Origin of the sequence: Devosia sp. FKR38, assembly GCF_005222805.1 — a bacterium.
GTDB lineage: Bacteria > Pseudomonadota > Alphaproteobacteria > Rhizobiales > Devosiaceae > Devosia.
The window spans coordinates 151,224-171,461 of record NZ_STGC01000005.1; the positions used below are offsets into that span (position 1 = coordinate 151,224).

Genomic DNA, 20,238 nt, shown 5'->3' on the forward strand with positions numbered 1-20,238 from the left:
CCCGCTATTTCTTGAACAGCGGGACGCCCTTGGTGGTGAACTTGGGGCCACGGCTCGAGGTGCGCACCGGGCGCTTGGTGGCGGCGGCCTTGCCCGTGCCGGGCGGCTGATAGGTCGGCACCAGCTGGTCGGGGCGTGGCCCGATCAGATCGCCCCGGCCCATTTCCTTGAGCGCTTCGCGCAGCAGCGGCCAATTGTCCGGGTCATGGTAGCGCAGGAACGCCTTGTGCAGCTTGCGCTGGCGGGCGCCGCGAATGGTCTCCACCTGGTCGCTCGCCCCGCGCCGCACGCCTTTGAGCGTGTTGACGCCGGTGTGATACATGGCCGTGGCCGTCGCCATGGGCGAGGGCAGGAAGGTCTGCACCTGGTCGGCGCGATAGCGGTTCTTCTTGAGCCACAGCGCCAGGTGCATCATGTCTTCATCGGTCGTGCCGGGATGGGCGGCGATGAAATAGGGGATCAGGTAATATTTCTTGCCCGCTTCCTTGGCTGCGGCGTCGAACATTTCCTTGAACTTGTCATAGGTGCCGATGCCCGGCTTCATCATCTTGTCGAGCGGGCCGCGCTCGGTGTGCTCGGGCGCGATCTTGAGATAGCCCCCCACGTGATGGGTCACCAGTTCCTTGACATATTCCGGGCTCGTCACCGCCAGATCGTAACGCACGCCCGAGGCGACCATCACCTTCTTGACGCCCTTGGCCTCGCGCACCTTGCGATAGAGCCGGATCAGATCGTCATGCGAGGTGTTCAGGTTCGGGCAGATCGTGGGGAACACGCAGGACGGCAGGCGGCAGGCCGCCTCGATCTTGGGATCCTTGCAGGCCATGCGGTACATATTGGCGGTGGGGCCACCGATGTCGGAGATCACGCCGGTAAAGCCCGGTGTCTTGTCCTGGATCTGCTCGATCTCGCGCAGGATCGACCCTTCGGACCGGTTCTGGATGATGCGCCCCTCGTGCTCGGTGATCGAGCAGAAGGTGCAGCCGCCAAAGCAGCCGCGCATGATGGTCACCGAGAACTTGATCATGTCCCAGGCAGGGATCTTGGCGTCGCCATAGGCCGGATGCGGCGCGCGGGCATAGGGCAGGTCGTAGACCGAATCCATCTCGTCCGAGGTCAGCGGAATCGGCGGCGGGTTCAGCCACAGGTCGCGGTCGCCATGGCGCTGCACCAGCGGGCGCGCATTGCCCGGGTTGGCTTCGCGATGCAGCACGCGGGAGGCGCGGGCATAGGCCTCGCGGTCGTTCTCGACGTCTTCAAAGGCCGGCAGGCGGATCACCGTGTCGCCGCGGGTGCGCGTCGCGCCCTCGTCGTCGGAGTCGAGGTCATCGGCATGCAGTTCGGTGAAGTGCTCGGGCACGCGGCGGAACATGGCCACGCCGCGCACATCGTCGAGCTCGCGGGTCGTCGCGCCGTCCGCCATGCGGCGGGCCACTTCCACCACGGCGCGCTCGGCATTGCCATAGATCAGGATATCGCCCTTGGCGTCGGCCAGGATCGAGCGGCGCACCTTGTCGGACCAATAGTCGTAATGGGCGATGCGGCGCAGCGAGGCTTCGATGCCGCCCAGCACGATCGGCACGTCCTTGTAGGCCTCGCGGCAGCGCTGCGTATAGACGATGGTGCAGCGGTCCGGGCGCTTCCCGCCTTCGCCACCCGGCGTATAGGCGTCGTCGTGCCGCAGCTTGCGGTCAGACGTGTAGCGGTTGACCATGGAATCGAGATTGCCGCCGGTGACGCCGAAGAACAGCCGGGGCCTGCCCAGCGCCTTGAACGGCTCGGCGGACTGCCAGTCGGGCTGGGCAATGATGCCGACGCGCAGGCCCTGCGCCTCCAGCAGGCGGCCGATGATCGCCATGCCGAAGCTGGGGTGATCAACATAGGCGTCGCCTGTCACCAGCACGACATCGCATTCGTCCCAGCCCAGGGCGGTCATTTCGGCGCGGCTCATCGGCAGGAACGGCGCTGCCGCCCTGGCCTCGGGCCGGTGGCGGGTCAGGGTGGGGACGGTCTGCTGGGCGCTGGCGATGGTTTCCATGCGGCGAGCTATAGAACGCCGCCATTGCGAATTCAATCAAACCCGGCTGCGGGCCGGCCACGCTGCCGCGTGTTCGGGGCAGGCCCGCCCGGTCCAACACAATTGCCAGGCGATCCGCTCAGTAGAGCCGCAGGGGCGACGAGAGCTTTCTGACAATGCCAACCACGGCCGCCTCAATTTCCGATGGCGACCTGGCCGGCAGGACATTCTTGGCATTCCCGGCGCAGTCGGACATGCGGGTCTGCAAAATGGGGAAGAGGCTTTTGGTGATGAAGTCGAAGCGCTTGTGGTCGCCGCTGCTGATCTTCCCGTATTTGGGCACCAGATATTCGGTATAGATGAAATAGGTGCCGATTTCATTGGTGGTCAAGGATCCGCAGGCAGACTCATTGAGGGCGTAGTTCACCTCATGGGCCGCATAGGCCTTGCTCGGGGTATTGGGCGCCGCAGTTGGGTGCAGAAACCAGTCTCTGGCGTTGGTCCAGGCTTGGCCGCTCTCAACGCCGTCGGTGACGACGATGACATATTGGATGCGGTCGCCTGGCCCGTTGCCGGTCCCGTTGCGGGGAAGCTTGGTGGCGATCTGATGCAGCGCCTGCTCGATATTGGTGCCGCCATAAAGCAGGTCGAGGTTGATCTGACTCTGTGCCAGTGCCTTGACCTGCGTCAGATCGCGGGCCCGGGCGTCGCTTGGTGACAGGATTTCCGTCAGGTCATTGCTGAACCGGTAGAGGCCCATCGTGACCTGGCCAGGAAACTGCTCGGCATTGGCCACGGCGTCCACCGCTGCGGTAACGGCGCTTCGGGCCACGTCGATACGCATGGTGGCGCCAATCGCCCTTGCATCATCATACGAAGAGCTGCCGCGCGCCTGGTCAATGTGGCAGGCAAAGGCGCATCCCGTGGCCTGTGCCACCAGCCGCTGATCCACATCGGTGGCCCCGATGCCCATCGATTGCGAGGTGTCGACCAGGATGTTGATGTTCATGTAGGAGCGCAGCGTCACCGTTGCATGGGCCTGATTGGCGATCGGCACCGTATTGATCCCGAACAGCGACATGATCGTGGTGCGATAGGTGGCCTTGAAGCTGATCGCGGCCTCGATCTGGTTTTGCCGGATTTCGGCGTCCGGCGACACGCTGTCGAGCGTGGTGAATGCGAGATTGGAGGTGTTGGCGAGGAAGAACCCCTCGGCGCTGGCGTTGACCTGCTCCTGCGTGACCGTGGCGCCGCTTTCGCTCAATACCTGCACATCGCTGAGCGCAGCCAGCACGGCGCCATTGGCCGCCGCGCTGAGCTGCTGGCTGGCGATCAGCGCCATGCCGAGGTCGACGGCGGCCCCTGTCGCGGCCAGCACCACCGGCAACAGAAATGCCGTCAGAATGGCGAAATTGCCGGCGCGATCGCCGATGAAGCGGTGCAGCAGGTTCAGCATCGTGTCACAAACTGGTCCGATACATGGTCAAGGATCACGCCGTTTCGCATCTTGCGCACGGCGTTGACATGCAGTTCCAGGCTGGGAAACAGCCAACCCTGCAGCAGCGGGAAATAGGGGTAAGTCAAGTCAACCACGACCACAGGCGCTGCGCCAACCAGGCCAGCCCGGATGTTTTCTCCGCTCAGCGCGGTGGTATTGTCCACAATGTCGAGCTTGCAGTGCGTATAGACGGGGTTGCTGATGATATCCTCGTACCGGAAGCTCCAAAGCACCTTTGGCACCAAAGAACACGGCGCAATCTTGCAGTCCGGGTCTGGCACGAAGCTGGCTGAAGCAAAGGCGCGGCTATAGCCATTGGCCCACTGATCGTCCCGGGGTGTCGTGGCCAGATGCGCGGTCGGATTGACGATCATCCAGATGTCTTCCGCCACATGGCGCTCGGCCACGGTCAGCATATTGTCGCCGTCTCGGCTGAGGAACTCGGCGACCTGGATGGCGGCCTGATGGGCCCGCCGACTTTGCATGATGTAGTTCGACAGCTCGACCACACCCATGAACACGATCAGCAACAGCGGGATCACGAGTGCAAATTCGGTCGCAGCGACCGCGCGATGGTCTCGGGCCAGCCGCCGGATCAGTTTGAACACGCGCCTGCTCCGGTCAAAATAGGTTCGCGCAGAACCACGGCGCGGCTGCGAAAGCGCTTCTTGCCCTCAACCTCGATAATGTCCGCTATGGCGAACGGCGCGATGATCTGCTCATAGGGATAGGTCAACTCGACCAGCACCGTGTCCCCGCCGCACCCCAGCGACCACAGGCCGGACAGCGGCTTGTTGCGGTAGTCGAACAGCCGACCACCGACAACGGTCGCGCCGATCTCGAGATCGTCACAGTTGAGCAGCGGTCCAAGCGCCCCACAAAGAAAATACTCCTTATACTTGCTTGCCGAACTTGCCTCGTTGGCCTTGAGCGCCAGATTGTTGGTGGCCTCCTCCAGCACACGATCGAGATCGCCTTGAATGAAGGCCTTCACACCCACGTCTGTGCTGGCCAGCAGCACAAGCAAGAAGGGCAGCAAAAGCAGGGCAAACTCAACGGCAGTGGCGCCGGCGTTCGCCAGGGCAAAGCCCCTCAAGACGCGCAGGTGGCGTTTGACGCGTTCCCTCAGGCGAATGGCGTATGACGGCGCTGGTTTCTGCGGCAGTGCATCGCCTGCAAGGTCAGGCGACCTGCGGCAAGGAGACGATCCGGCGATCTGCTTAATCTGGCAGGCGAGATGCACGCGGCGTGTTCCTGGGACGGAGCAGACGGGGTTGGTCGTTCGGGCCGAACATGCAATGCAATCGTTAACATTGCTTGAAATCGCTCATGTCACGACATGCCGTCGCGCTCGCAGCCCCTCTCTCCAGGCCTTTGCGCGCTGCGCCTTGCTGCCTCGGCAGACCCTGCGCCTGTTCAATCTGCCGCTCTGGCACGCCTGCCTTGGCGCATGCGCCGGGCCTCCGGACTCAGGGCTTGGCCGCGGCGCCAATGGGTCCGGTATTGATGCGTAAGTCGCATCAATACCTCGAAACTACGCAATTCACACGCTCGTTTGGCTGGTGCATTCGATAGGCACAGCCAAGGAGTTACCGTCCATGCAGGACGATCTGGTCCGAATTCCATGCGTCATGATGCGAGGCGGAACCTCAAAGGGACCGTTCTTCCTCGCCAGCGATCTGCCTGCCGATCCGGCAGAGCGCAATGCCGTTTTGGTCGAAATCATGGGCTCCGGTCATCCCCTGCAGATCGATGGCATCGGCGGCGGCAACACCCTGTCGTCCAAGGTGGCCATCGTGGGGCCGTCGACCCGTTCGGACGCCGATGTCGACTATTTGTTCGCCCAGGTCCGGGTCGATATGGCCGAGGTGGATACCGCGCCCAATTGCGGCAATATGCTCTCGGCCGTGGCGCCCTTCGCCATTTCCGCCGGCCTTGTCGTCGCCAGCGATGGCGAAACCCGGGTCAAGGTGCACAATGTCAACACGGGAAAGATCATCGAGGCCCGCATCCTGACGCCGCGCGGCGAAGTGCGATATCAGGGCGATGCCAGCATTGATGGGGTGCCCGGCGATGCCGCCCCGGTCTATCTGGCGTTTCACGATGCCGTCGGCGCCAAGACCGGACGGCTGCTCCCCACTGACGCCGTCAGCGAAACCATCCATGGCCGCCGCGCCACACTGATCGACGGGGCGACCTCTGCCGTCGTCCTGTTGGCAGAGGATTTCGGTCTCACCGGGTCAGAAACGGCCCGGGAACTCGACGGCAACGCCGATCTCATGCGTCAGCTGGAGGCCATCCGCCTGGAGGCGGGTCTGCGCATGGGTTTCGGCGATGTCGCCAATTCAGTGCTGCCCAAGCCGATCCTGATTGGGCGGCCGGGCCGGGGCGGCGATCTGGCGATCCGCTACTTCACCCCCCACACCTGCCACACTTCGCTGGCCACCACCGGCGCCGTGACCATTGCCATGGCCGCAACGGTCGCCGGCACGGTGGTGGCACGGTCACTCAACAATTGGTCGGCTCCCGCGGAGCTGACCTTTGAACATCCCACTGGTCGCATGACGGTGCGGGTGGAGCACCAGGCTCTGGGAAACGTGCCTGTTGTTTACGTCATGCGGACTTGTCGCCGACTGTTTGAAGGATCGGCGCTGATTCGACGAAAAGCCTGAACGACCGACCAGGAGGGTCGGTTCAATCAAAACACCTAAGGGAGGAAAACTCATGCTGACACTCAATCGCCGCGCCGTGGTGGCCCTGGGACTGGCCGCTGCCCTCAGCTCTGCTGCTCCGGTCATGGCCCAGTCGGACTACCCCAACAAGCCGATCACGCTGGTGGTTTCCTATGCCGCCGGCGGCGGCACGGACGCCATTGCCCGCCTGTTCGCCGCACGCCTCGAGCAGGCGCTCGGCGGTCGCGTCATCGTTGAAAACCGTCCTGGCGCTGCGGCCAATATCGGCACCGAAGTGGTCGCCGGCGCCGAGCCGGATGGCTATACGCTATTGATCGGCAACCAGGGCCCCATGGTGGTCAATCCCCATCTGTTCGACCTGCCGGCCGATCCTGCCGAGGCGCTCGATCCCATCGCCATGATTGCCGACGCCGCTTTGGTCGTCGTGGTCGGTCCCAAATTGCCGGTGCCGACGCTGGGCGAACTGGTCGATGCTGCCAAGGCGCAGCAGCTGGTCTTCGGCTCGGCGGGCAACGCTTCGGCCAGCCACCTGGCATCGGTTCTCTTCGGCCAGACCGCTGGCATCGACATCCGCCACGTGCCCTATCAGGGTGCCGGCCCGGCGGTGAATGATCTGGTTGGCGGCCATATCGACTTCATGGTCACCACCATTCCCTCGGTGATCGGCCTGGTGCAGGACGGCACGCTGACCGCCCTGGCCGTGACCGGCAGCGCGCGCTTCGCCCAGCTGCCCGATGTCCCCACCGCCCAGGAAGCCGGCGTGGACGGCTATACCGCCTCGGCCTGGTATGGCCTGCTCGGCCCCAAGGGCCTGCCTGAGGACGTTCGCCAGCGCCTGGCCAATGCCACCGCCGAAGTCCTGTCCGATCCTGCCTTCACCGACAAGCTGGCCAATGACGGCGGCGTTCCGTCGACCCTGGTTGGTGCCGATTTTGCCGCCTACATGGCCCAGGAACGCGCCCGTTGGGGTGAGGTTGTCGCTGCCGCCGGCATTTCGGTGGAATGACCATGTCGGACCAAGCAAGCCCGCCAAGCGCGCGCTTCCCCTGGAGCCAGGATGGCCTTGCCGGCCTGGCTCTGGTGGCCTTCGGCGCCGTCATGTTCTGGGCAGGCCTGGAACTGCCCTTTGTCACCAAGAGTGGCGGCGTCGGCTCCGGCCTGCTGCCGCGTCTGCTGGCCGGCCTGGTGGTCTTGCTTGGCATCGCCCAGCTCGTGCTGGCCCATCGCCGGCCTGGGGAGGGCACCGGCAGCTGGCCACTGGCCCGCTTCCTGCCTGTTTTCGTGGGCGTGGTCGCCTTCGCCCTGACCATTCGCGGCGCCGCGATCGGGCCGCTGGCCATCCCGCCGCTGGGCATGGCCGTGGCCGCGCCGCTGGCCATCATCGGCTCGGGGCTGGCGGCCAAGGAGGCCAGGATTGGCGAGCTGGTGGTCTTTGCCGTCCTGTTGACCGCCTTCTGCGTCGGCGTCTTCCGCTACGGTCTGGGGCTCTCGATCCCCGTGGCCCCATGGTTGATCGGATTCTGAGATGTTTGATGTTTTCGCCAATCTGGGCCTCGGCTTCACCGTCGCCCTGACGCTCAAGAATATCGGCCTGTGCTTCCTGGGATGCCTGATCGGGACCCTGGTTGGCGTCTTGCCGGGCGTTGGTCCGGTCGCCACCATCGCCATCCTGCTGCCGGTCACCCTGTCGCTCGATCCGACCGGCGCGCTCATCATGCTGGCCGGCATCTATTACGGTGCCCAATATGGCGGCTCCACCACCGCCATCCTGGTCAATATTCCGGGCGAAGCCACCGCTGTGGTGACGGCCCTCGACGGTCACCAGATGGCCCGCAATGGCCAGGGCGGTCTTGCCCTCGGCCTGGCCGCAATCGGCTCCTTCATTGCCGGCACCGTGGCCACCATTGTCATCGCCGCGGTCGGCGTGCCGATGACCCGCTTCGGCCTGCTGTTTGGCCCGGCCGAGTATTTCTCGCTGATGATCATGGGCCTGGTTCTGGCGGTCGTGCTGGCACACGGCTCCATCCTCAAGGCTGTCTCGATGATCGCGGTGGGTGTGCTGCTCAGCTGCATCGGTGCCGATATGGAAACCGGCCGTGAACGCATGACCTTCGATCTGCCCATGCTGCACGACGGCATCGAATTTGTCGTCATCGCCATGGGCGTGTTCGGTTTTGCCGAGATCTTTAAAAACCTGGCCGATCCCGAAAAGCGCGACGTCGTGCGGGGCGCGATCGGCCGGCTCTGGCCAGCCTGGCGCGAGCTCAAGGAAAACCTGGCACCCATGCTGCGGGGCACGGCGCTCGGCTCCATTCTGGGCGTCTTGCCGGGCAATGGCGCCATCCTTGGCCCATTCGCCAGCTATGCGGTGGAGAAGCGCCTGTCCAAGACGCCCGAACGCTTCGGCAAGGGCATGCCCGCAGCCGTGGCGGGGCCGGAATCGGCCAACAACGCCGGTGCCCAGACCTCCTTCATCCCGCTGCTCACCCTTGGCCTGCCGCCCAACGCGGTCATGGCCCTGATGGTGGGGGCGATGATGATCCAGGGCATCGTGCCCGGGCCGCAGGTGATCGAGCGCAATCCCGAACTCTTCTGGGGCCTGATCGCTTCGATGTGGATCGGCAATCTGATGCTGGTCATCATCAACCTGCCCCTGATCGGCCTCTGGGTGAAGTTGCTGCAGATCCCCTATCGCCTGCTGTTCCCCGGCATCGTGGTGTTCTGCTGTATCGGCCTGTTCTCGATCTCCAACGATCCGGCGCAGGTGATCATGGCCGCCGTTTTCGGCCTGGTTGGCTACACCCTGTTCAAGCTCGGCTTCGAGGCCGCGCCGCTGGCCCTGGGCTTCGTGCTGGGCGACCTGCTGGAGCAGAAGCTGCGCCAGGCGCTGATCATCTCCAATGGCGATCCGAGCACCTTCGTCCGCTCGCCGCTTTCGGCCGCCTTGCTGCTGGTCGGTCTGGTGGCGCTGGTCATGGCCGTGCTGCCAGCCATCCGCCGCTCGCGCGACGAGGTCTTTGTCGAGAACACCTGACCAATTGGGATCGCCGGCGCTGCTCCGGCGATCCTAGTTGGCGTCATCGGGCCATTGCTGCATCAGCCGGTCGACGAACTGCTGCGCCGGCGGCGACAGGCTGAAATTGCGGCGCTTGATGATGCCGATCGTCCGCGACAGGGCCGGCGCACGCAGGGGGCGCGTGGTGATGATGGGGTGGCCGTTCATCGGCGTCGCCAGGCGCGGCAGCACCGATATGCCCAGCCCGGCCTCGACAAAACCCAGCGATGTCGACAGATGCGTGGTCTCGAAGAACCAGTTGATTTTCAGATTTGCCCGCGCCAGCGCGGCGTCCAGCAGCGTTCGATTGCCGCTCGAGCGGTCCACCGTGATCAGCCTGTGGCCATACAGATCGGCCCATTCCACCTCCTCCTTGGCCATCAGGGGATGGTCCTTGAGCGCGGCCAGCACGAACGGATCCTCCCCCAGCGGCAGGAACTCGAGTTCGGAACTGCCGGCGCCCATGAAATTGATGCCGAATTCGGCCTCCCCGCGCGACACCGCGTCGACCCCGGCATTGGCCGTCAGGTCCAGCACCCGGATGCGCACGTCGGGGAAGTCGGCATTGAACGCCTTGATGAACGACGGCAGGAAGTAGAACGCCGCCGTGGGCAGGCACGCCATGGTGATCAGCGCCGCGCGCCGCACGCCGATGTCGCGGAACGAGAACAGCGATGAATCGAACTCATCGAGCAAGCGACGAGCCAGCGGCTCCAGTTCGCGGCCGATGGCGGTCGGCGCGACATGCCGCGTGGTGCGCTGGAACAGCTGCGCGCCCACGGTGGCCTCAAGCTTCTGGATGCGGCGGGACAGGGCCGGCTGTGACATGTTCAGCGCATCGGCTGCCCGCCGGAAGTTGGACAGTTCCATCAGAACGATAAAGGCCCGAAGGTCCAGCGTGTCGCAATTGAAGATCACAGACATGCTCCCGCTTAGGGCCTGGGTTCGAACGGACGATTCCGATGTCCCGGGGCTATTGTAGGCATGTTCGCCCGCGATGAAAGTGCTCTGCACCCTGTTCAGCGGCATCGCGCTGGCACACACTGTGCGCCAGTGTCGTGCCCGGGGGAGTCGGTTGTCGCGCGGACGTCGCCCGCGCCGGCCTGCAGCAGGAGAATGCGTCCATGAACCAGATCGATCTTGCCGGGCAGGTGGCTGTCGTCACCGGCGGTGCCCAGGGCCTGGGCTTTGCCATTGCCCAGCGGCTTATCGCCAGTGGCGCCAAGGTGAGCCTGTGGGACACCAATGCCGCCGTCCTCGCCCAGGCAACCGCGGCACTTGGCGCCTCTGCCTCCAGCGTTGTGGTCGACATCACCGACTATCCCGGCCTGGTCGGCGCCCAGATGGCGGTTGAACGCGCCATCGGCCCGATTGCTATCCTGGTCAATTCCGCAGGCATCGCCGGCACCAATGCCAGCCTGGAAGACTACGATCCCGACGAATGGCGGCGTGTCATCGAGGTCAATCTCAACGGCACTTTCTATGTCAACAAGGCCGTCGTTCCCGGCATGAAGGCCCGCAATTACGGGCGCATCGTCAATATTGCCTCCATCGCTGGCAAGGAGGGCAATCCCAATCTGTCGGCCTATTCGGCCGCCAAGGCTGGCGTCATCGGGCTCACCAAATCGCTGGGCAAGGAGCTCGCGCGCTTCGACATCGCTGTCAACGCCATCACCCCGGCCACGGCCAAGACGCGCATTCTCGAAACCCTGACGCCCGAGTTCATCGACTATATGCTGGTGCGCATTCCCCGCGGCCGCTTCCTCGAGGTCGACGAGGCCGCCGCCATGGTGGCTTGGCTGGTCAGCAAGGACAATAGTTTCACCACGGCTAGTGTATTCGATCTCTCTGGCGGCCGGGCAACGTACTGACGATTTTGCCTGACCAATAAAATGCAATCCAATTGCTAACTGATGCTTCAGGGTTCGGGCGCAAGGTCATCTGGATGCAAGGCGTGTTCTATCCAGCCGCCGCGCAGGATGTTGTGCTGTTCAGAGACCCAAAATGGTCACCCATAGTGCATTGTTGCTTCAGCTTCAGACTGAGGTGCTGGAAGCGGTGGCGCGCGGCGAACCGCTGAGCCTGATCGCCGACCTGCTCTGTCGCCGCACTGAAGCGATTGCGCCTGATGCGGTCTGCTCCATTCTGACCGTTGATGCGCAGGGTCTGCTCCACTCGCTGGCCGGGCCCAGCCTGCCGGCCGACTACACCAATGCCATCGATGGCGTTCCCGTAGGCCCCAACGCCGGCTCCTGCGGCACGGCCGCCTGGCGCAAGGCGCCGGTCATGGTCACTGACATCGAACACGATGCGCTCTGGAGCGACTTCCGCGGGCTGGCGCTGCCGCTCGGCCTGCGCGCCTGCTGGTCCAGCCCCATTGTGGATCGTCAGGGCAGGGTGGTGGCCACCTTCGCCTTCTATTTCCGCACCTGCCGCGGTCCGGACGCCATGGAGCGCAAGATCGTCGATACCTGCGTGCACCTGTGCGCACTCGCCCTCAACCATGAGGAGGTGCGCCAGCGCAGTCACCGCCTCGCCTACTACGATGTGCTCACCGGCCTGCCCAATCGGGGCCATTTCGACCAGATGTTGGCCGAGCGCGTGGCGTCTGGCGCCCGTTTCGGCCTGCTGCTGATCGATATCGATCACCTCAAGGTCATCAATGACACCGTCGGCCATGGCATGGGCGACGTGCTGATCAGCACCATTGCCCGGCGCATCGCCAGTGCCGGTCCGGACATTGTTGCCTGCCGCCTGGGTGGCGACGAATTCGCCGTGCTGGTCGACAATTGCGACACGGGCGAGGTTCTGGGCGCCGCCGCGTCACGCATTCTCACCGCTGCGCGCGGGCTCATTGAGGAAGGTGGCCAGGCCATTGATCCCCATATCACCATCGGCGGCGCCGTCTTCGGCCCCGATGGTGCCGATGGCCCCGCCCTGCGCCAGAACGCCGATTTTGCCCTCTATCACGCCAAGGAAGTCCACCGCGGCGACTTCGTGCATTTCACGCCTGGCCTGCGCACCGGCATGCTCGAACGGGCCAGCATGGTCCGCAGCGTTGATCGGGCGCTCGCCGAGAACCGCATCCTGGCGCACTATCAGCCCGTCGTGCGGCTTGATACCGCCGAGATCGTGGGCCTTGAAGCGCTCGCGCGCATGCGCATGCCCGATGGACGCATTGCCAGTGCTGGCGAATTCCATGCCGCCCTGGCCGATCCGCGCATTGCCTGGCAGCTGACCGGCCAGATGCTGACCCAGGTCGCCGGCGACATCCGCCATTGGCTCGACATGGGCATTCCCATCCAGCATGTCGGCATCAACGTCACCACCGGTGATTTCCAGCGCGGCGATCTCGAACAGCGCATTGTCTCGGCCTTTGAGCGCTTCAACGTGCCGCTCAAACATATTCTGCTTGAGGTCAACGAGGCCGTCTTCATGGGCGGCAGCGACCAGGCCGTGCCCCGCGCCGTCGGCGCCCTGCGCCAGCGCGGCATGCTGGTCGCGCTCGACGATTTCGGCACCGGCTTTGCCTCGCTCACCCATCTGCTGAGCTTTCCGGTCGATGTGATCAAGATCGACAAGTCCTTTGTGGACAATGTCGGCGCCGCCCGCGCCAGCGATGTCATCGTCGGCTCGATCATCGATATCGCCCAGAAGCTGAACATGCGCATTGTCGCCGAAGGCATCGAGACTGCCGAACAGGTCAAGGCCCTGCGCGATCTGGGCTGCATTCTCGGCCAGGGCTATCTGTTCTCCCGCCCTGGTTCAGTCGAGGAAGTGACGCAATTGCTCCAGCTGTTTGCGCAATATCGCTCGACCAGACCCGCTATGGCCCCGGCCGCGCCGCCCAAACTCAATCGGCGCCGGCGGTCGGCCTGATCGGGGACCTCGGCCCTCGTGACAGGACGGCGACAGGCTGGCCGGATTAGCCTGCTCCCATGAACGCATCAGACGTTCGCTGATTTCCATGGGAGGACTTATGAACAAGCTGCTTGTTGCCGCGCTGCTCACCGGCGCGCTCGCTGTTCCGGCTTATGCCGCTGACTACACCATCATGGCCCCTGCCGCCCCCGGCGGCGGTTGGGACCAGACCGCCCGCACCATGCAGGAGGCCCTGCAGGCTGAGGCCATCTCCGCCAATGTGCAGGTGACCAATGTCCCCGGCGCCGGTGGCACGATTGGCCTGGCCCAGTTCGTCAACCAGTATGCCGGCAATCCCGACGCCCTCATCGTGGGCGGCTACGTCATGGTCGGCGCCGTGCTGACCAATATGTCGCCCGTCTCGCTGGCTGACGTCACCCCCATCGCCCGCCTCACCGGCGAAGCCGATATCATCGTGGTGCCCGCTGCTTCCGAGCTCAAGACCATGGATGACCTGGTGGCCAAGCTCAAAGCGGACCCCGGCTCGGTGTCCTGGGCTGGTGGTTCGGCCGGCGGCGTCGACCATATCGCGGCCGGTCTGGTTGCCAAGGCCGTCGGCGTTGACCCCACCCTGATCAACTACATCGCCTATTCCGGCGGTGGCGAGGCCCTGGCGGCCGTGCTCGGTGGCCAGGTCACCGTGGGCATTTCCGGCGCCGGCGAATTCGCGGCCCAGATCGAATCGGGCGATCTGCGCGCCCTGGCTGTCACCGGTGACGAACCCCTGGGCGACATCCCTAACCTCAAGGCTGCCGGCGTCGATGTCGCCGTCACCAATTGGCGCATGGTCGCCGCTGCCCCCGGCATCACCGACGAGCAGAAGGCTGCCATCAACGCCGACATCGAAAAGATGGTCACCTCGGCCAGCTGGAAGACTGCGCTCGAAACCAAGGGCTGGGCCGACATGTACATGGCCGGCGCCGATTTCGACGCTCAGCTTGCCAAGGACATCGAGGCCACTTCGGCCATCCTGAAAGACGTCGGCCTGGTGCAATGACCACCGGCGGACCCAATCTCGCGCGCCGCCCCGATGGGGCGGCGCTTGTCATCGCGCTGATCCTGGCGGTCATCGCCGGCGTCATCATCTGGCAGACCAGCCTGATGCGCGTGCCGCCTGTGCAGCAGCGCGTTGGCCCGACGGTGTTTCCTTATGTGATCGCCGCTGGCCTGCTGCTGCTGGCGTTTGGCACTGTGGTGTCCGCCCTGCGCGGCGCTTTCCCCGAGCGTGAAAAGGGCGACATCGCCCCCATGCTCTGGATCGTGGGCGGCCTGCTCGCCCAGATCATGCTGTTGTCCACGGCCGGCTTTGCCATTGCCACGGGCCTGTTGTTTGCCTTCACCGCCAAGGGATTTGGTCGCGGCCCGCTGTGGCTGACCATTCCCATCGGCATCGCCTTCTCGCTGCTGGTCTGGTTCATCTTTGCGCGCGGCCTGCAATTGTCGCTGCCCGCCGGACCGCTCGAGCGGCTGCTGCCGTGATGGGAGCCCTTTGAGATGGATACCTTTGCACTGCTGTCCCAGGGTCTGATCGCGGCCCTGCAGTGGCAGAACCTGATCTATGCCTTCATCGGTGTGACCCTGGGCACTGCCGTCGGCGTGCTGCCCGGCATCGGCCCGGCGCTCACCGTCGCGCTGTTGCTGCCGGTCACCTACAAGCTCGACCCGGCCGGCTCGCTCATCATGTTCGCCGGCATCTATTATGGCGGCATGTATGGTGGCTCCACCACCTCCATCCTGCTCAATACCCCCGGCGAAAGCGCCTCGATCGTCACCGCGCTCGAGGGCAACAAGATGGCCCGCAAGGGCAGGGGCGGTCCGGCTCTCGCCACCGCCGCCATCGGCTCCTTCGTCGCCGGCCTGATCGCCACGCTGGCCCTCGCCTTCATCGCGCCTTTCGTGGTCAAGATCGCGCTGATGTTCGGTCCGGCCGACTACTTCGCCCTGATGGTGCTCGCCTTCGTCACGGTCTCGGCCGCCTTTGGCGACAGTGCATTGCGCGGCGTCACCGCGCTGTTCATTGGCCTGGGCCTGGGGCTGATCGGCATTGACCTGCAGAGCGGTCAGGCGCGCCTGGCCTTCGGCATTCCCGACCTGCTCGACGGCATCGAGGTCACCACCCTGGCCGTGGCGCTGTTTGCCATCGGCGAGACGCTGATGATCGCAAGCACTTCCGGCAGCGTCAAGGACGAGGTCATGGCCATCAAGGGCTCGGTCTGGATGACGCTCGAAGACTGGAAACGCTCCTGGGCGCCCTGGCTGCGCGGCACCGCCATCGGCTTCCCCATTGGCGCCATGCCCGCCGGCGGCGCCGAGATCGGCACCTTCTTCTCCTATGCTGCCGAGCGGCAGCTGACCAAGCATCCCGAGGAGTTCGGGGAGGGCGCTATCGAGGGTGTCGCCGGGCCCGAAGCGGCCAACAATGCCTCCGCTGCCGGCACGCTCGTGCCACTGCTGACGCTGGGCCTGCCCACCTCGGCCACCGCGGCCATCATGCTGGCCGGTTTCCAGCAGTTCGGCCTGCAGCCCGGTCCGCTGCTGTTCACCAACAACGCCTCGCTGGTCTGGGCGCTGATCGCGAGCCTCCTCGTCGCCAACTTCATGCTGGTGGTGCTCAACCTGCCGCTGATCGGGCTCTGGGTGCGGCTGCTCAACATCCCCAAGCCCTGGCTCTATGGCGGCATTCTGGTGTTTGCCACCCTGGGCACGCTGGGCGCCAATGGCGCCATGTCGGGCCATCTGGGGCCGATCAGCTTCTCGTTCGAGCTGATGATGCTGCTGGCCTTCGGCGTGCTGGGCTATCTGCTGCGCCGCTTCGGCTATCCCATCGCGCCAGTGGTCATCGGCCTGATCCTGGGGCCCATGGCCGAACAGCAGCTGCGCCGGGCGCTCTCGATCAGCCAGGGTGATTTCACTGCGCTGGTGCATTCGCCCATCGCCATCGGCCTCTATGTCGTGGCGGCGCTGGCCGTGCTCTTCCCGTTCTGGCTGCGCATGCGCGGCAAGGGCCAGGTACTCTCCCAGATGGCGGCCGACGAAGACTAGCCGCCACGTTCATGCCAAAACAAAAGCCCGGATGCCAATCAAGGCACCCGGGCTTTTTCACGTCAATCGACGCAAGCGCGCAGCGTACAGGGAGGAAAACGCCGCAGCAGCTCGGCTAGCAGAGGCTAGTTCTTGCCGATCGAACGGAAAGCGTCGACGTCGATGCCCAGAGACTTCAGATGCTTGGCCTTCGGCGAACGCCCGCCCTCGACGGCATGGGAGACAGCAGCAGCGCTGCCGAACACTTCCACGAACGTGCCAAGGGTTGCAAAGAAAGACTTGCGGGGGGTGCTCATTGTCCAGGTCCTCTAAAGCTCCGGCCGGATTGCCGAACCGCTTTCATGACACAACAGATGGGCCTCCCCTCCGGTTTCTACTAGGGGGCAGAAAACAGGCCAGCCATGCGCTTGCTGCATGTTCTGTCGCTAGGCTGGCACCAAACGTCGAAAAAATGCGGACATGATCAGACTTTGGTCCTATTCATGCTGCTGGCGCATGGCTGACGCGCAGGTTCTGACCGGTCAGGGCTTGGGCGAAACGATCTCGCCCCAGCTGTCGAGGAAGCGCTTGCGCCGCTGCTGGTCCAGCGACACCATCAGCGATGGTCCCAGCCCGATGGGCTGCATCACCCCGCGGCCCATGGCGGCGATGGCCTCGCTGGTCCAGGCGCCACTGGCGCCGTGCATCACCGCGCCCAGCGCTGTGGGGCCAGCCGCAATGGCCTGACCGGCCGGCGACAGGGCAAAATCGACAAAGGCCTTGCCCAGTTCGGGCACCGGCGCGTCGCGCGGGATCAGCATGGCGCGCGTCAGCACCAGCACATAGTCATCGGGCACCACGATTTCGATATTGGCGCCACCCGCCTTGCGCCCGAAGGCATAGGACCCCAGCACATTGTAGCCCAGCGCCAGCGAACCGTCGGCAACGCCATTCAGGATCGCCGGACTGGAGCCCGAGAACCGCGCATTGACCCGGCCGAACGCCGCAGCGAGCCGCCAGAAGTTGCTCGAAATCAACTGGTCCTGCGCCGCCAGCAGATAGCCCACCCCGCTCAGGGCAATATCATAGGTGGCGATCTTGCCGCGGAAGCGGTCGGTCTGCGTCTCCAGCATTTCGGCCAGCGTGAGATGCGTGCGCGGCACTTCCGCAGCGCCGATCAGATCGGGATTATAGATGATCACCGCTGGCTCGAAGGTGAAGCCGAACACCTCATTGCGCCAATGGGCCCAGTCCGGCAAGCCGCTCAGCCACGGCGAGTCATAGGCAATGGCATGGCCATCATTGGCCAGCTTGATCATCAAATCCGCGGCCGAGCTGATCAGCAGATCCGGCTTGGGACTCATGTCGCCGGCCAGATAGCGCTCGAAGAGGGGCAGGGAGTCGGTCTCCTCATAGACCACGCTCACATCGGGCCGTTGCGTCTGGAAGGCGCTGATGAACTGGGCAAACAGCGGCGTGTCGGTCACCCCAACAATCGTCAGCACGGTGTCCGTGCTGCCATCCGGCGCCGGATAGCGCGTCGCGGTCGCTTCCGCCGGCTGGGCTTGGGCCAGCATCAGGCAGATCAGCACGGCCGAGAATGTGCCCAGGGCCTTTCGCAACTGCTCCATGCGCGGCGTGCGGCCCACGGTGGGCAGGTCGATTTCCACCACCAGCCCACCCTCGGCCCGATCCAGCAGCCGCAGGGCGCCGCGATGGGCTTCTACCACGCGCTTGACGATGGAGAGCCCTAGGCCCGAGCCGGCTTTGGCGCCGCTGGCCGTGCCCCGCTTGAACCGCTCCAGCACCTGGCTCTTCTCCCCTTCGGCAATGCCGGGGCCACGGTCGCGCACCACAAAGGTCATCACGCCCTCGACCAGGCGACCATCGATTTCCACCGGCCCCTCAGAATAGACCAGCGCATTGTCCACCACATTGCGCACCATCTCGCGCAGCGCCACCCGGTCGCCGCGAATGGCCGCCGCTGCTGCCACTTCGGGCAAGCTCACCACCAGCCGCCCCGCCTGGTCGGGGTCGAGCCGCTGGCGCACGTCGTCGACCACCGAGCCAAAGGCCGTGGTGTCGCTGTCCTGGTTCTCCAGCCGATGCGAGATCGTCGCTTCCATCAGCAATTGGCTCACCAACTGGCTGGCCTGCACCGCGCCCTGGTGAATGCGCCCCACCCGGCGACGCAGCGCCTCGGGATCCTGCTCGTCCATGGCCACTTCCGCCTGGGCCCGCAGGGACGCCAGCGGCGTGCGCACCTCATGGGCCGCCTCGGCCACCAGGCCGGTCACCCGCTCCATGGCGCTGCCCAGCCGCGCCATGAAGGCATTGAGCCCGCTCACCAACTGGCGCACCTCCACCGGCACCGGCAGGTCCACCGGCGACAGATCGTCCGGCGCCCGCCCGCGCAATTCCTGCTCGAGCTGGTAGAGCGGAGCAAACATGCGCCCGATGCCGAACCACACCAGCCCGATGGCCAGAAGCGTCAGCGCCACCACCGGCACAATGGCATTGGAGAGGATTTCCCCCGCCAGCGCCTCACGCTCATTCTGCGTTTCGGCCACATGGATGGTCACCCAGGTGGCATCGCCCCCCGATGAGGTCAGCCGCCCGACGCTGGCCACCCGCACCAGCTCACCGCGATAGAGCGCATCGGCAAACACCGGTCCGGCCGAGGTCAGCTCGGGCAGATCGGCCGAAAGGTCTTCATAGCCGGTCACCGCCCGTCCGCCCGGCGTTTCCACGGCATAAAACACCCGGTCGCGCCCGGAGAACATGCCGAACGAGGCAAAGGGCAGCTCGACAATCACATTGCCGTCTTCCACCTGCACCGCACCGGCAATGGTTAGCGCCGATGCCGCCAACAGCCGGTCAAAGGCCCGATCGGCGGCGCGCTCGGCATAGTCGCGGATAAAGATGATCAGCACCACCGCCGCTGCCAGCAGCAGCGCCAGCGCCAGCGCCAGGATGCGCCGCCGGATGGAAAAGGATCTAGCCGCCATGCCCAGATGCCCTAGCCATTGGGCACCCGCACCACATAGCCCACGCCGCGCACCGTGCCGATTTCGATATTGGCCGGTTCCAGCTTCTTGCGCAGCCGCGAGATATGCAGCTCCAGCGCATTGACCGACACCGCCTCGTCGAAATTGAACAGCTGGTTCATCAGCCGCTCCTTGGGCACCACCTTGCCGGCGTGGGTGACCAGGATTTCCAGCAGGCGGAATTCGCGCCGCCCCAGCTCCAGCGAGCGCCCGCCGACACTGGCATTGAGCCCCGCCAGGTCCATCTCGAGATTGCCCGCGGTCAAAGTGCTGCTGGTCTGCCCGCCGGTGCGGCGGATCAGGGCGCGCAGCCGGGCTTCCAGCTCGCGCAGGTCGAACGGCTTGACCAGATAGTCATCCGCGCCAAGGTCGAGGAGGCTCACCTTGTCGTCGATTTCCGAGCGGGCGGTGATGACCAGGATCGGGGCGGTGAACTTGCGGCGCCGCAGATCGGCGATTAGCGCGATGCCGTCCCGATTGGGCAGCATCAGGTCCAGCGCCACCGCGTCAAAATCATCGCCCAGTGCGGCCGAAACCACATCATTGCCATCGCGCACCCATTCCACCGAATGGCCGGCGCTGCGCAGGCGTTTCTCAATCGCCTCGCCCAGGTCCTCATTGTCTTCGACCAGTAATATGCGCATGGCAGCCGGCTTCTCCCCGGCTGCACATTAGGGGCTGAAGCGCGTCCTGTCTAAAGGAGACTGGTCATCACCGTGGCGGCCACGGCCACGATGCAGAAGCCGGTCACGCCCGCCGCCATCAGCATCACCTGGATATGGTGCATCTGGCCGGCACGGCTGGCGCGGGCCCGGGCGATTTCATAGGTCTCACCGACTTTGTCGGTCACAAGCTGCGGCATGTCCGATCATCCCCTGGTCTGCCGATCCCTCAGGGATCGACGCTGCCATCGGGTCGCCGCATTGCGCTGTTCTCACCCAGATCAGAAGGGTAATCCCGAGTGCCCCGGGCACGAATGCCAACCT

The 20,238-nt window shown here is 64.9% G+C and carries 18 protein-coding genes; 9 read left to right on the forward strand and 9 right to left on the reverse strand.

The window, feature by feature from the left end; translation table 11 throughout:
• Positions 1 to 4: 4 nt before the first annotated feature.
• The 4 genes from E8M79_RS05860 to E8M79_RS05875 form a co-directional block, all read right to left on the reverse strand.
• A complete protein-coding gene (locus tag E8M79_RS05860; protein ID WP_137151015.1) occupies positions 5 to 2,038 on the reverse strand; it encodes a YgiQ family radical SAM protein in 2,034 nt (677 codons plus the stop codon).
• A 118-nt stretch (positions 2,039 to 2,156) separates the two neighbouring features.
• Complete coding sequence (locus tag E8M79_RS05865) at positions 2,157 to 3,473, reverse strand: pilus assembly protein (protein ID WP_137151016.1); 1,317 nt, start codon at positions 3,471 to 3,473, stop codon at positions 2,157 to 2,159.
• A complete protein-coding gene (locus E8M79_RS05870) occupies positions 3,467 to 4,123 on the reverse strand; it encodes a TadE/TadG family type IV pilus assembly protein (protein ID WP_137151017.1) in 657 nt (218 codons plus the stop codon). The genes E8M79_RS05865 and E8M79_RS05870 overlap by 7 nt, the downstream gene beginning before the upstream one ends.
• Entirely contained in the window at positions 4,111 to 4,758 is a 648-nt protein-coding gene (locus E8M79_RS05875; RefSeq protein WP_171015741.1) for a TadE/TadG family type IV pilus assembly protein, read from the reverse strand. Before E8M79_RS05875 ends, E8M79_RS05870 begins: the two co-directional genes overlap by 13 nt.
• A gap of 355 nt (positions 4,759 to 5,113) precedes the next feature.
• Here E8M79_RS05875 and E8M79_RS05880 point away from each other — a divergent pair, with 355 nt between their 5' ends.
• From E8M79_RS05880 to E8M79_RS05895, 4 genes are read left to right on the forward strand one after another with little or no spacing between them, the layout of a single operon-like run.
• Positions 5,114 to 6,187 (forward strand): 4-oxalomesaconate tautomerase, encoded by a 1,074-nt coding sequence (locus tag E8M79_RS05880; protein WP_171015742.1) that lies wholly within the window; start codon positions 5,114 to 5,116, stop codon positions 6,185 to 6,187.
• Between the two features lie 52 nt (positions 6,188 to 6,239).
• Positions 6,240 to 7,214 (forward strand): tripartite tricarboxylate transporter substrate binding protein, encoded by a 975-nt coding sequence (locus E8M79_RS05885; RefSeq protein WP_137151019.1) that lies wholly within the window; start codon positions 6,240 to 6,242, stop codon positions 7,212 to 7,214.
• 2 nt (positions 7,215 to 7,216) lie between these two features.
• Complete coding sequence (locus tag E8M79_RS05890) at positions 7,217 to 7,732, forward strand: tripartite tricarboxylate transporter TctB family protein (protein ID WP_137151020.1); 516 nt, start codon at positions 7,217 to 7,219, stop codon at positions 7,730 to 7,732.
• Position 7,733: 1 nt separating this feature from the next.
• On the forward strand, positions 7,734 to 9,242 hold the full coding sequence (locus E8M79_RS05895; protein ID WP_137151021.1) for a tripartite tricarboxylate transporter permease: 1,509 nt from the start codon (positions 7,734 to 7,736) through the stop codon (positions 9,240 to 9,242).
• Positions 9,243 to 9,275: 33 nt separating this feature from the next.
• Here the strand turns inward: E8M79_RS05895 and E8M79_RS05900 are convergent, their stop codons facing one another.
• The gene (locus tag E8M79_RS05900; protein ID WP_137151022.1) at positions 9,276 to 10,187 is read right to left on the reverse strand and encodes a LysR family transcriptional regulator; all 912 of its coding nucleotides are present in this window, start codon (positions 10,185 to 10,187) and stop codon (positions 9,276 to 9,278) included.
• 200 nt (positions 10,188 to 10,387) lie between these two features.
• Here E8M79_RS05900 and E8M79_RS05905 point away from each other — a divergent pair, with 200 nt between their 5' ends.
• The 5 genes from E8M79_RS05905 to E8M79_RS05925 all read left to right on the forward strand — a co-directional run bounded on the left by E8M79_RS05905 (position 10,388) and on the right by E8M79_RS05925 (position 16,226).
• Positions 10,388 to 11,134, forward strand: a complete 747-nt coding sequence (locus E8M79_RS05905) for an SDR family NAD(P)-dependent oxidoreductase (protein ID WP_137151023.1) — start codon at positions 10,388 to 10,390, stop codon at positions 11,132 to 11,134.
• Positions 11,135 to 11,267: 133 nt separating this feature from the next.
• Positions 11,268 to 13,142, forward strand: a complete 1,875-nt coding sequence (locus E8M79_RS05910) for an EAL domain-containing protein (RefSeq protein ID WP_137151024.1) — start codon at positions 11,268 to 11,270, stop codon at positions 13,140 to 13,142.
• A gap of 100 nt (positions 13,143 to 13,242) precedes the next feature.
• Entirely contained in the window at positions 13,243 to 14,181 is a 939-nt protein-coding gene (locus E8M79_RS05915) for a tripartite tricarboxylate transporter substrate binding protein (RefSeq protein WP_137151025.1), read from the forward strand.
• A complete protein-coding gene (locus E8M79_RS05920) occupies positions 14,178 to 14,663 on the forward strand; it encodes a tripartite tricarboxylate transporter TctB family protein (RefSeq protein WP_137151026.1) in 486 nt (161 codons plus the stop codon). The genes E8M79_RS05915 and E8M79_RS05920 overlap by 4 nt, the downstream gene beginning before the upstream one ends.
• 15 nt (positions 14,664 to 14,678) lie before the next feature.
• Positions 14,679 to 16,226: a tripartite tricarboxylate transporter permease gene (locus tag E8M79_RS05925; RefSeq protein WP_137151027.1), complete on the forward strand. Its 1,548-nt coding sequence runs from the start codon at positions 14,679 to 14,681 to the stop codon at positions 16,224 to 16,226.
• Between the two features lie 125 nt (positions 16,227 to 16,351).
• Here E8M79_RS05925 and E8M79_RS18345 read toward each other — a convergent pair whose 3' ends face one another.
• The 4 genes from E8M79_RS18345 to E8M79_RS18350 all read right to left on the reverse strand — a co-directional run bounded on the left by E8M79_RS18345 (position 16,352) and on the right by E8M79_RS18350 (position 20,114).
• Positions 16,352 to 16,522: a hypothetical protein gene (locus E8M79_RS18345; RefSeq protein WP_171015743.1), complete on the reverse strand. Its 171-nt coding sequence runs from the start codon at positions 16,520 to 16,522 to the stop codon at positions 16,352 to 16,354.
• 225 nt (positions 16,523 to 16,747) lie between these two features.
• On the reverse strand, positions 16,748 to 19,213 hold the full coding sequence (locus E8M79_RS05930) for an extracellular solute-binding protein (protein ID WP_137151028.1): 2,466 nt from the start codon (positions 19,211 to 19,213) through the stop codon (positions 16,748 to 16,750).
• 11 nt (positions 19,214 to 19,224) lie between these two features.
• Positions 19,225 to 19,896 carry a response regulator transcription factor gene (locus tag E8M79_RS05935; RefSeq protein WP_137151029.1) on the reverse strand — a complete coding sequence of 224 codons (672 nt, stop codon included), beginning with the start codon at positions 19,894 to 19,896 and terminating at the stop codon, positions 19,225 to 19,227.
• Between the two features lie 50 nt (positions 19,897 to 19,946).
• Positions 19,947 to 20,114 carry a hypothetical protein gene (locus E8M79_RS18350; RefSeq protein ID WP_171015744.1) on the reverse strand — a complete coding sequence of 56 codons (168 nt, stop codon included), beginning with the start codon at positions 20,112 to 20,114 and terminating at the stop codon, positions 19,947 to 19,949.
• Positions 20,115 to 20,238 lie beyond the last annotated feature (124 nt).

Excerpts from the sequence above, each read along its gene's own strand:
- E8M79_RS05920 (WP_137151026.1), top strand. The coding sequence starts at position 14,178 with ATGACCACCGGCGGACCCAATCTCGCGCGCCGCCCCGATGGGGCGGCG.
- E8M79_RS05860 (WP_137151015.1), bottom strand. The coding sequence starts at position 2,038 with ATGGAAACCATCGCCAGCGCCCAGCAGACCGTCCCCACCCTGACCCGC.
- E8M79_RS05915 (WP_137151025.1), top strand. The coding sequence starts at position 13,243 with ATGAACAAGCTGCTTGTTGCCGCGCTGCTCACCGGCGCGCTCGCTGTT.
- E8M79_RS18345 (WP_171015743.1), bottom strand. The coding sequence starts at position 16,522 with ATGAGCACCCCCCGCAAGTCTTTCTTTGCAACCCTTGGCACGTTCGTG.
- E8M79_RS05880 (WP_171015742.1), top strand. The coding sequence starts at position 5,114 with ATGCAGGACGATCTGGTCCGAATTCCATGCGTCATGATGCGAGGCGGA.
- E8M79_RS05900 (WP_137151022.1), bottom strand. The coding sequence starts at position 10,187 with ATGTCTGTGATCTTCAATTGCGACACGCTGGACCTTCGGGCCTTTATC.
- E8M79_RS05895 (WP_137151021.1), top strand. The coding sequence starts at position 7,734 with ATGTTTGATGTTTTCGCCAATCTGGGCCTCGGCTTCACCGTCGCCCTG.
- E8M79_RS05925 (WP_137151027.1), top strand. The coding sequence starts at position 14,679 with ATGGATACCTTTGCACTGCTGTCCCAGGGTCTGATCGCGGCCCTGCAG.
- E8M79_RS05890 (WP_137151020.1), top strand. The coding sequence starts at position 7,217 with ATGTCGGACCAAGCAAGCCCGCCAAGCGCGCGCTTCCCCTGGAGCCAG.
- E8M79_RS05905 (WP_137151023.1), top strand. The coding sequence starts at position 10,388 with ATGAACCAGATCGATCTTGCCGGGCAGGTGGCTGTCGTCACCGGCGGT.
- E8M79_RS18350 (WP_171015744.1), bottom strand. The coding sequence starts at position 20,114 with ATGCCGCAGCTTGTGACCGACAAAGTCGGTGAGACCTATGAAATCGCC.
- E8M79_RS05910 (WP_137151024.1), top strand. The coding sequence starts at position 11,268 with ATGGTCACCCATAGTGCATTGTTGCTTCAGCTTCAGACTGAGGTGCTG.
- E8M79_RS05885 (WP_137151019.1), top strand. The coding sequence starts at position 6,240 with ATGCTGACACTCAATCGCCGCGCCGTGGTGGCCCTGGGACTGGCCGCT.
- E8M79_RS05865 (WP_137151016.1), bottom strand. The coding sequence starts at position 3,473 with ATGCTGAACCTGCTGCACCGCTTCATCGGCGATCGCGCCGGCAATTTC.
- E8M79_RS05935 (WP_137151029.1), bottom strand. The coding sequence starts at position 19,896 with ATGCGCATATTACTGGTCGAAGACAATGAGGACCTGGGCGAGGCGATT.
- E8M79_RS05930 (WP_137151028.1), bottom strand. The coding sequence starts at position 19,213 with ATGGCGGCTAGATCCTTTTCCATCCGGCGGCGCATCCTGGCGCTGGCG.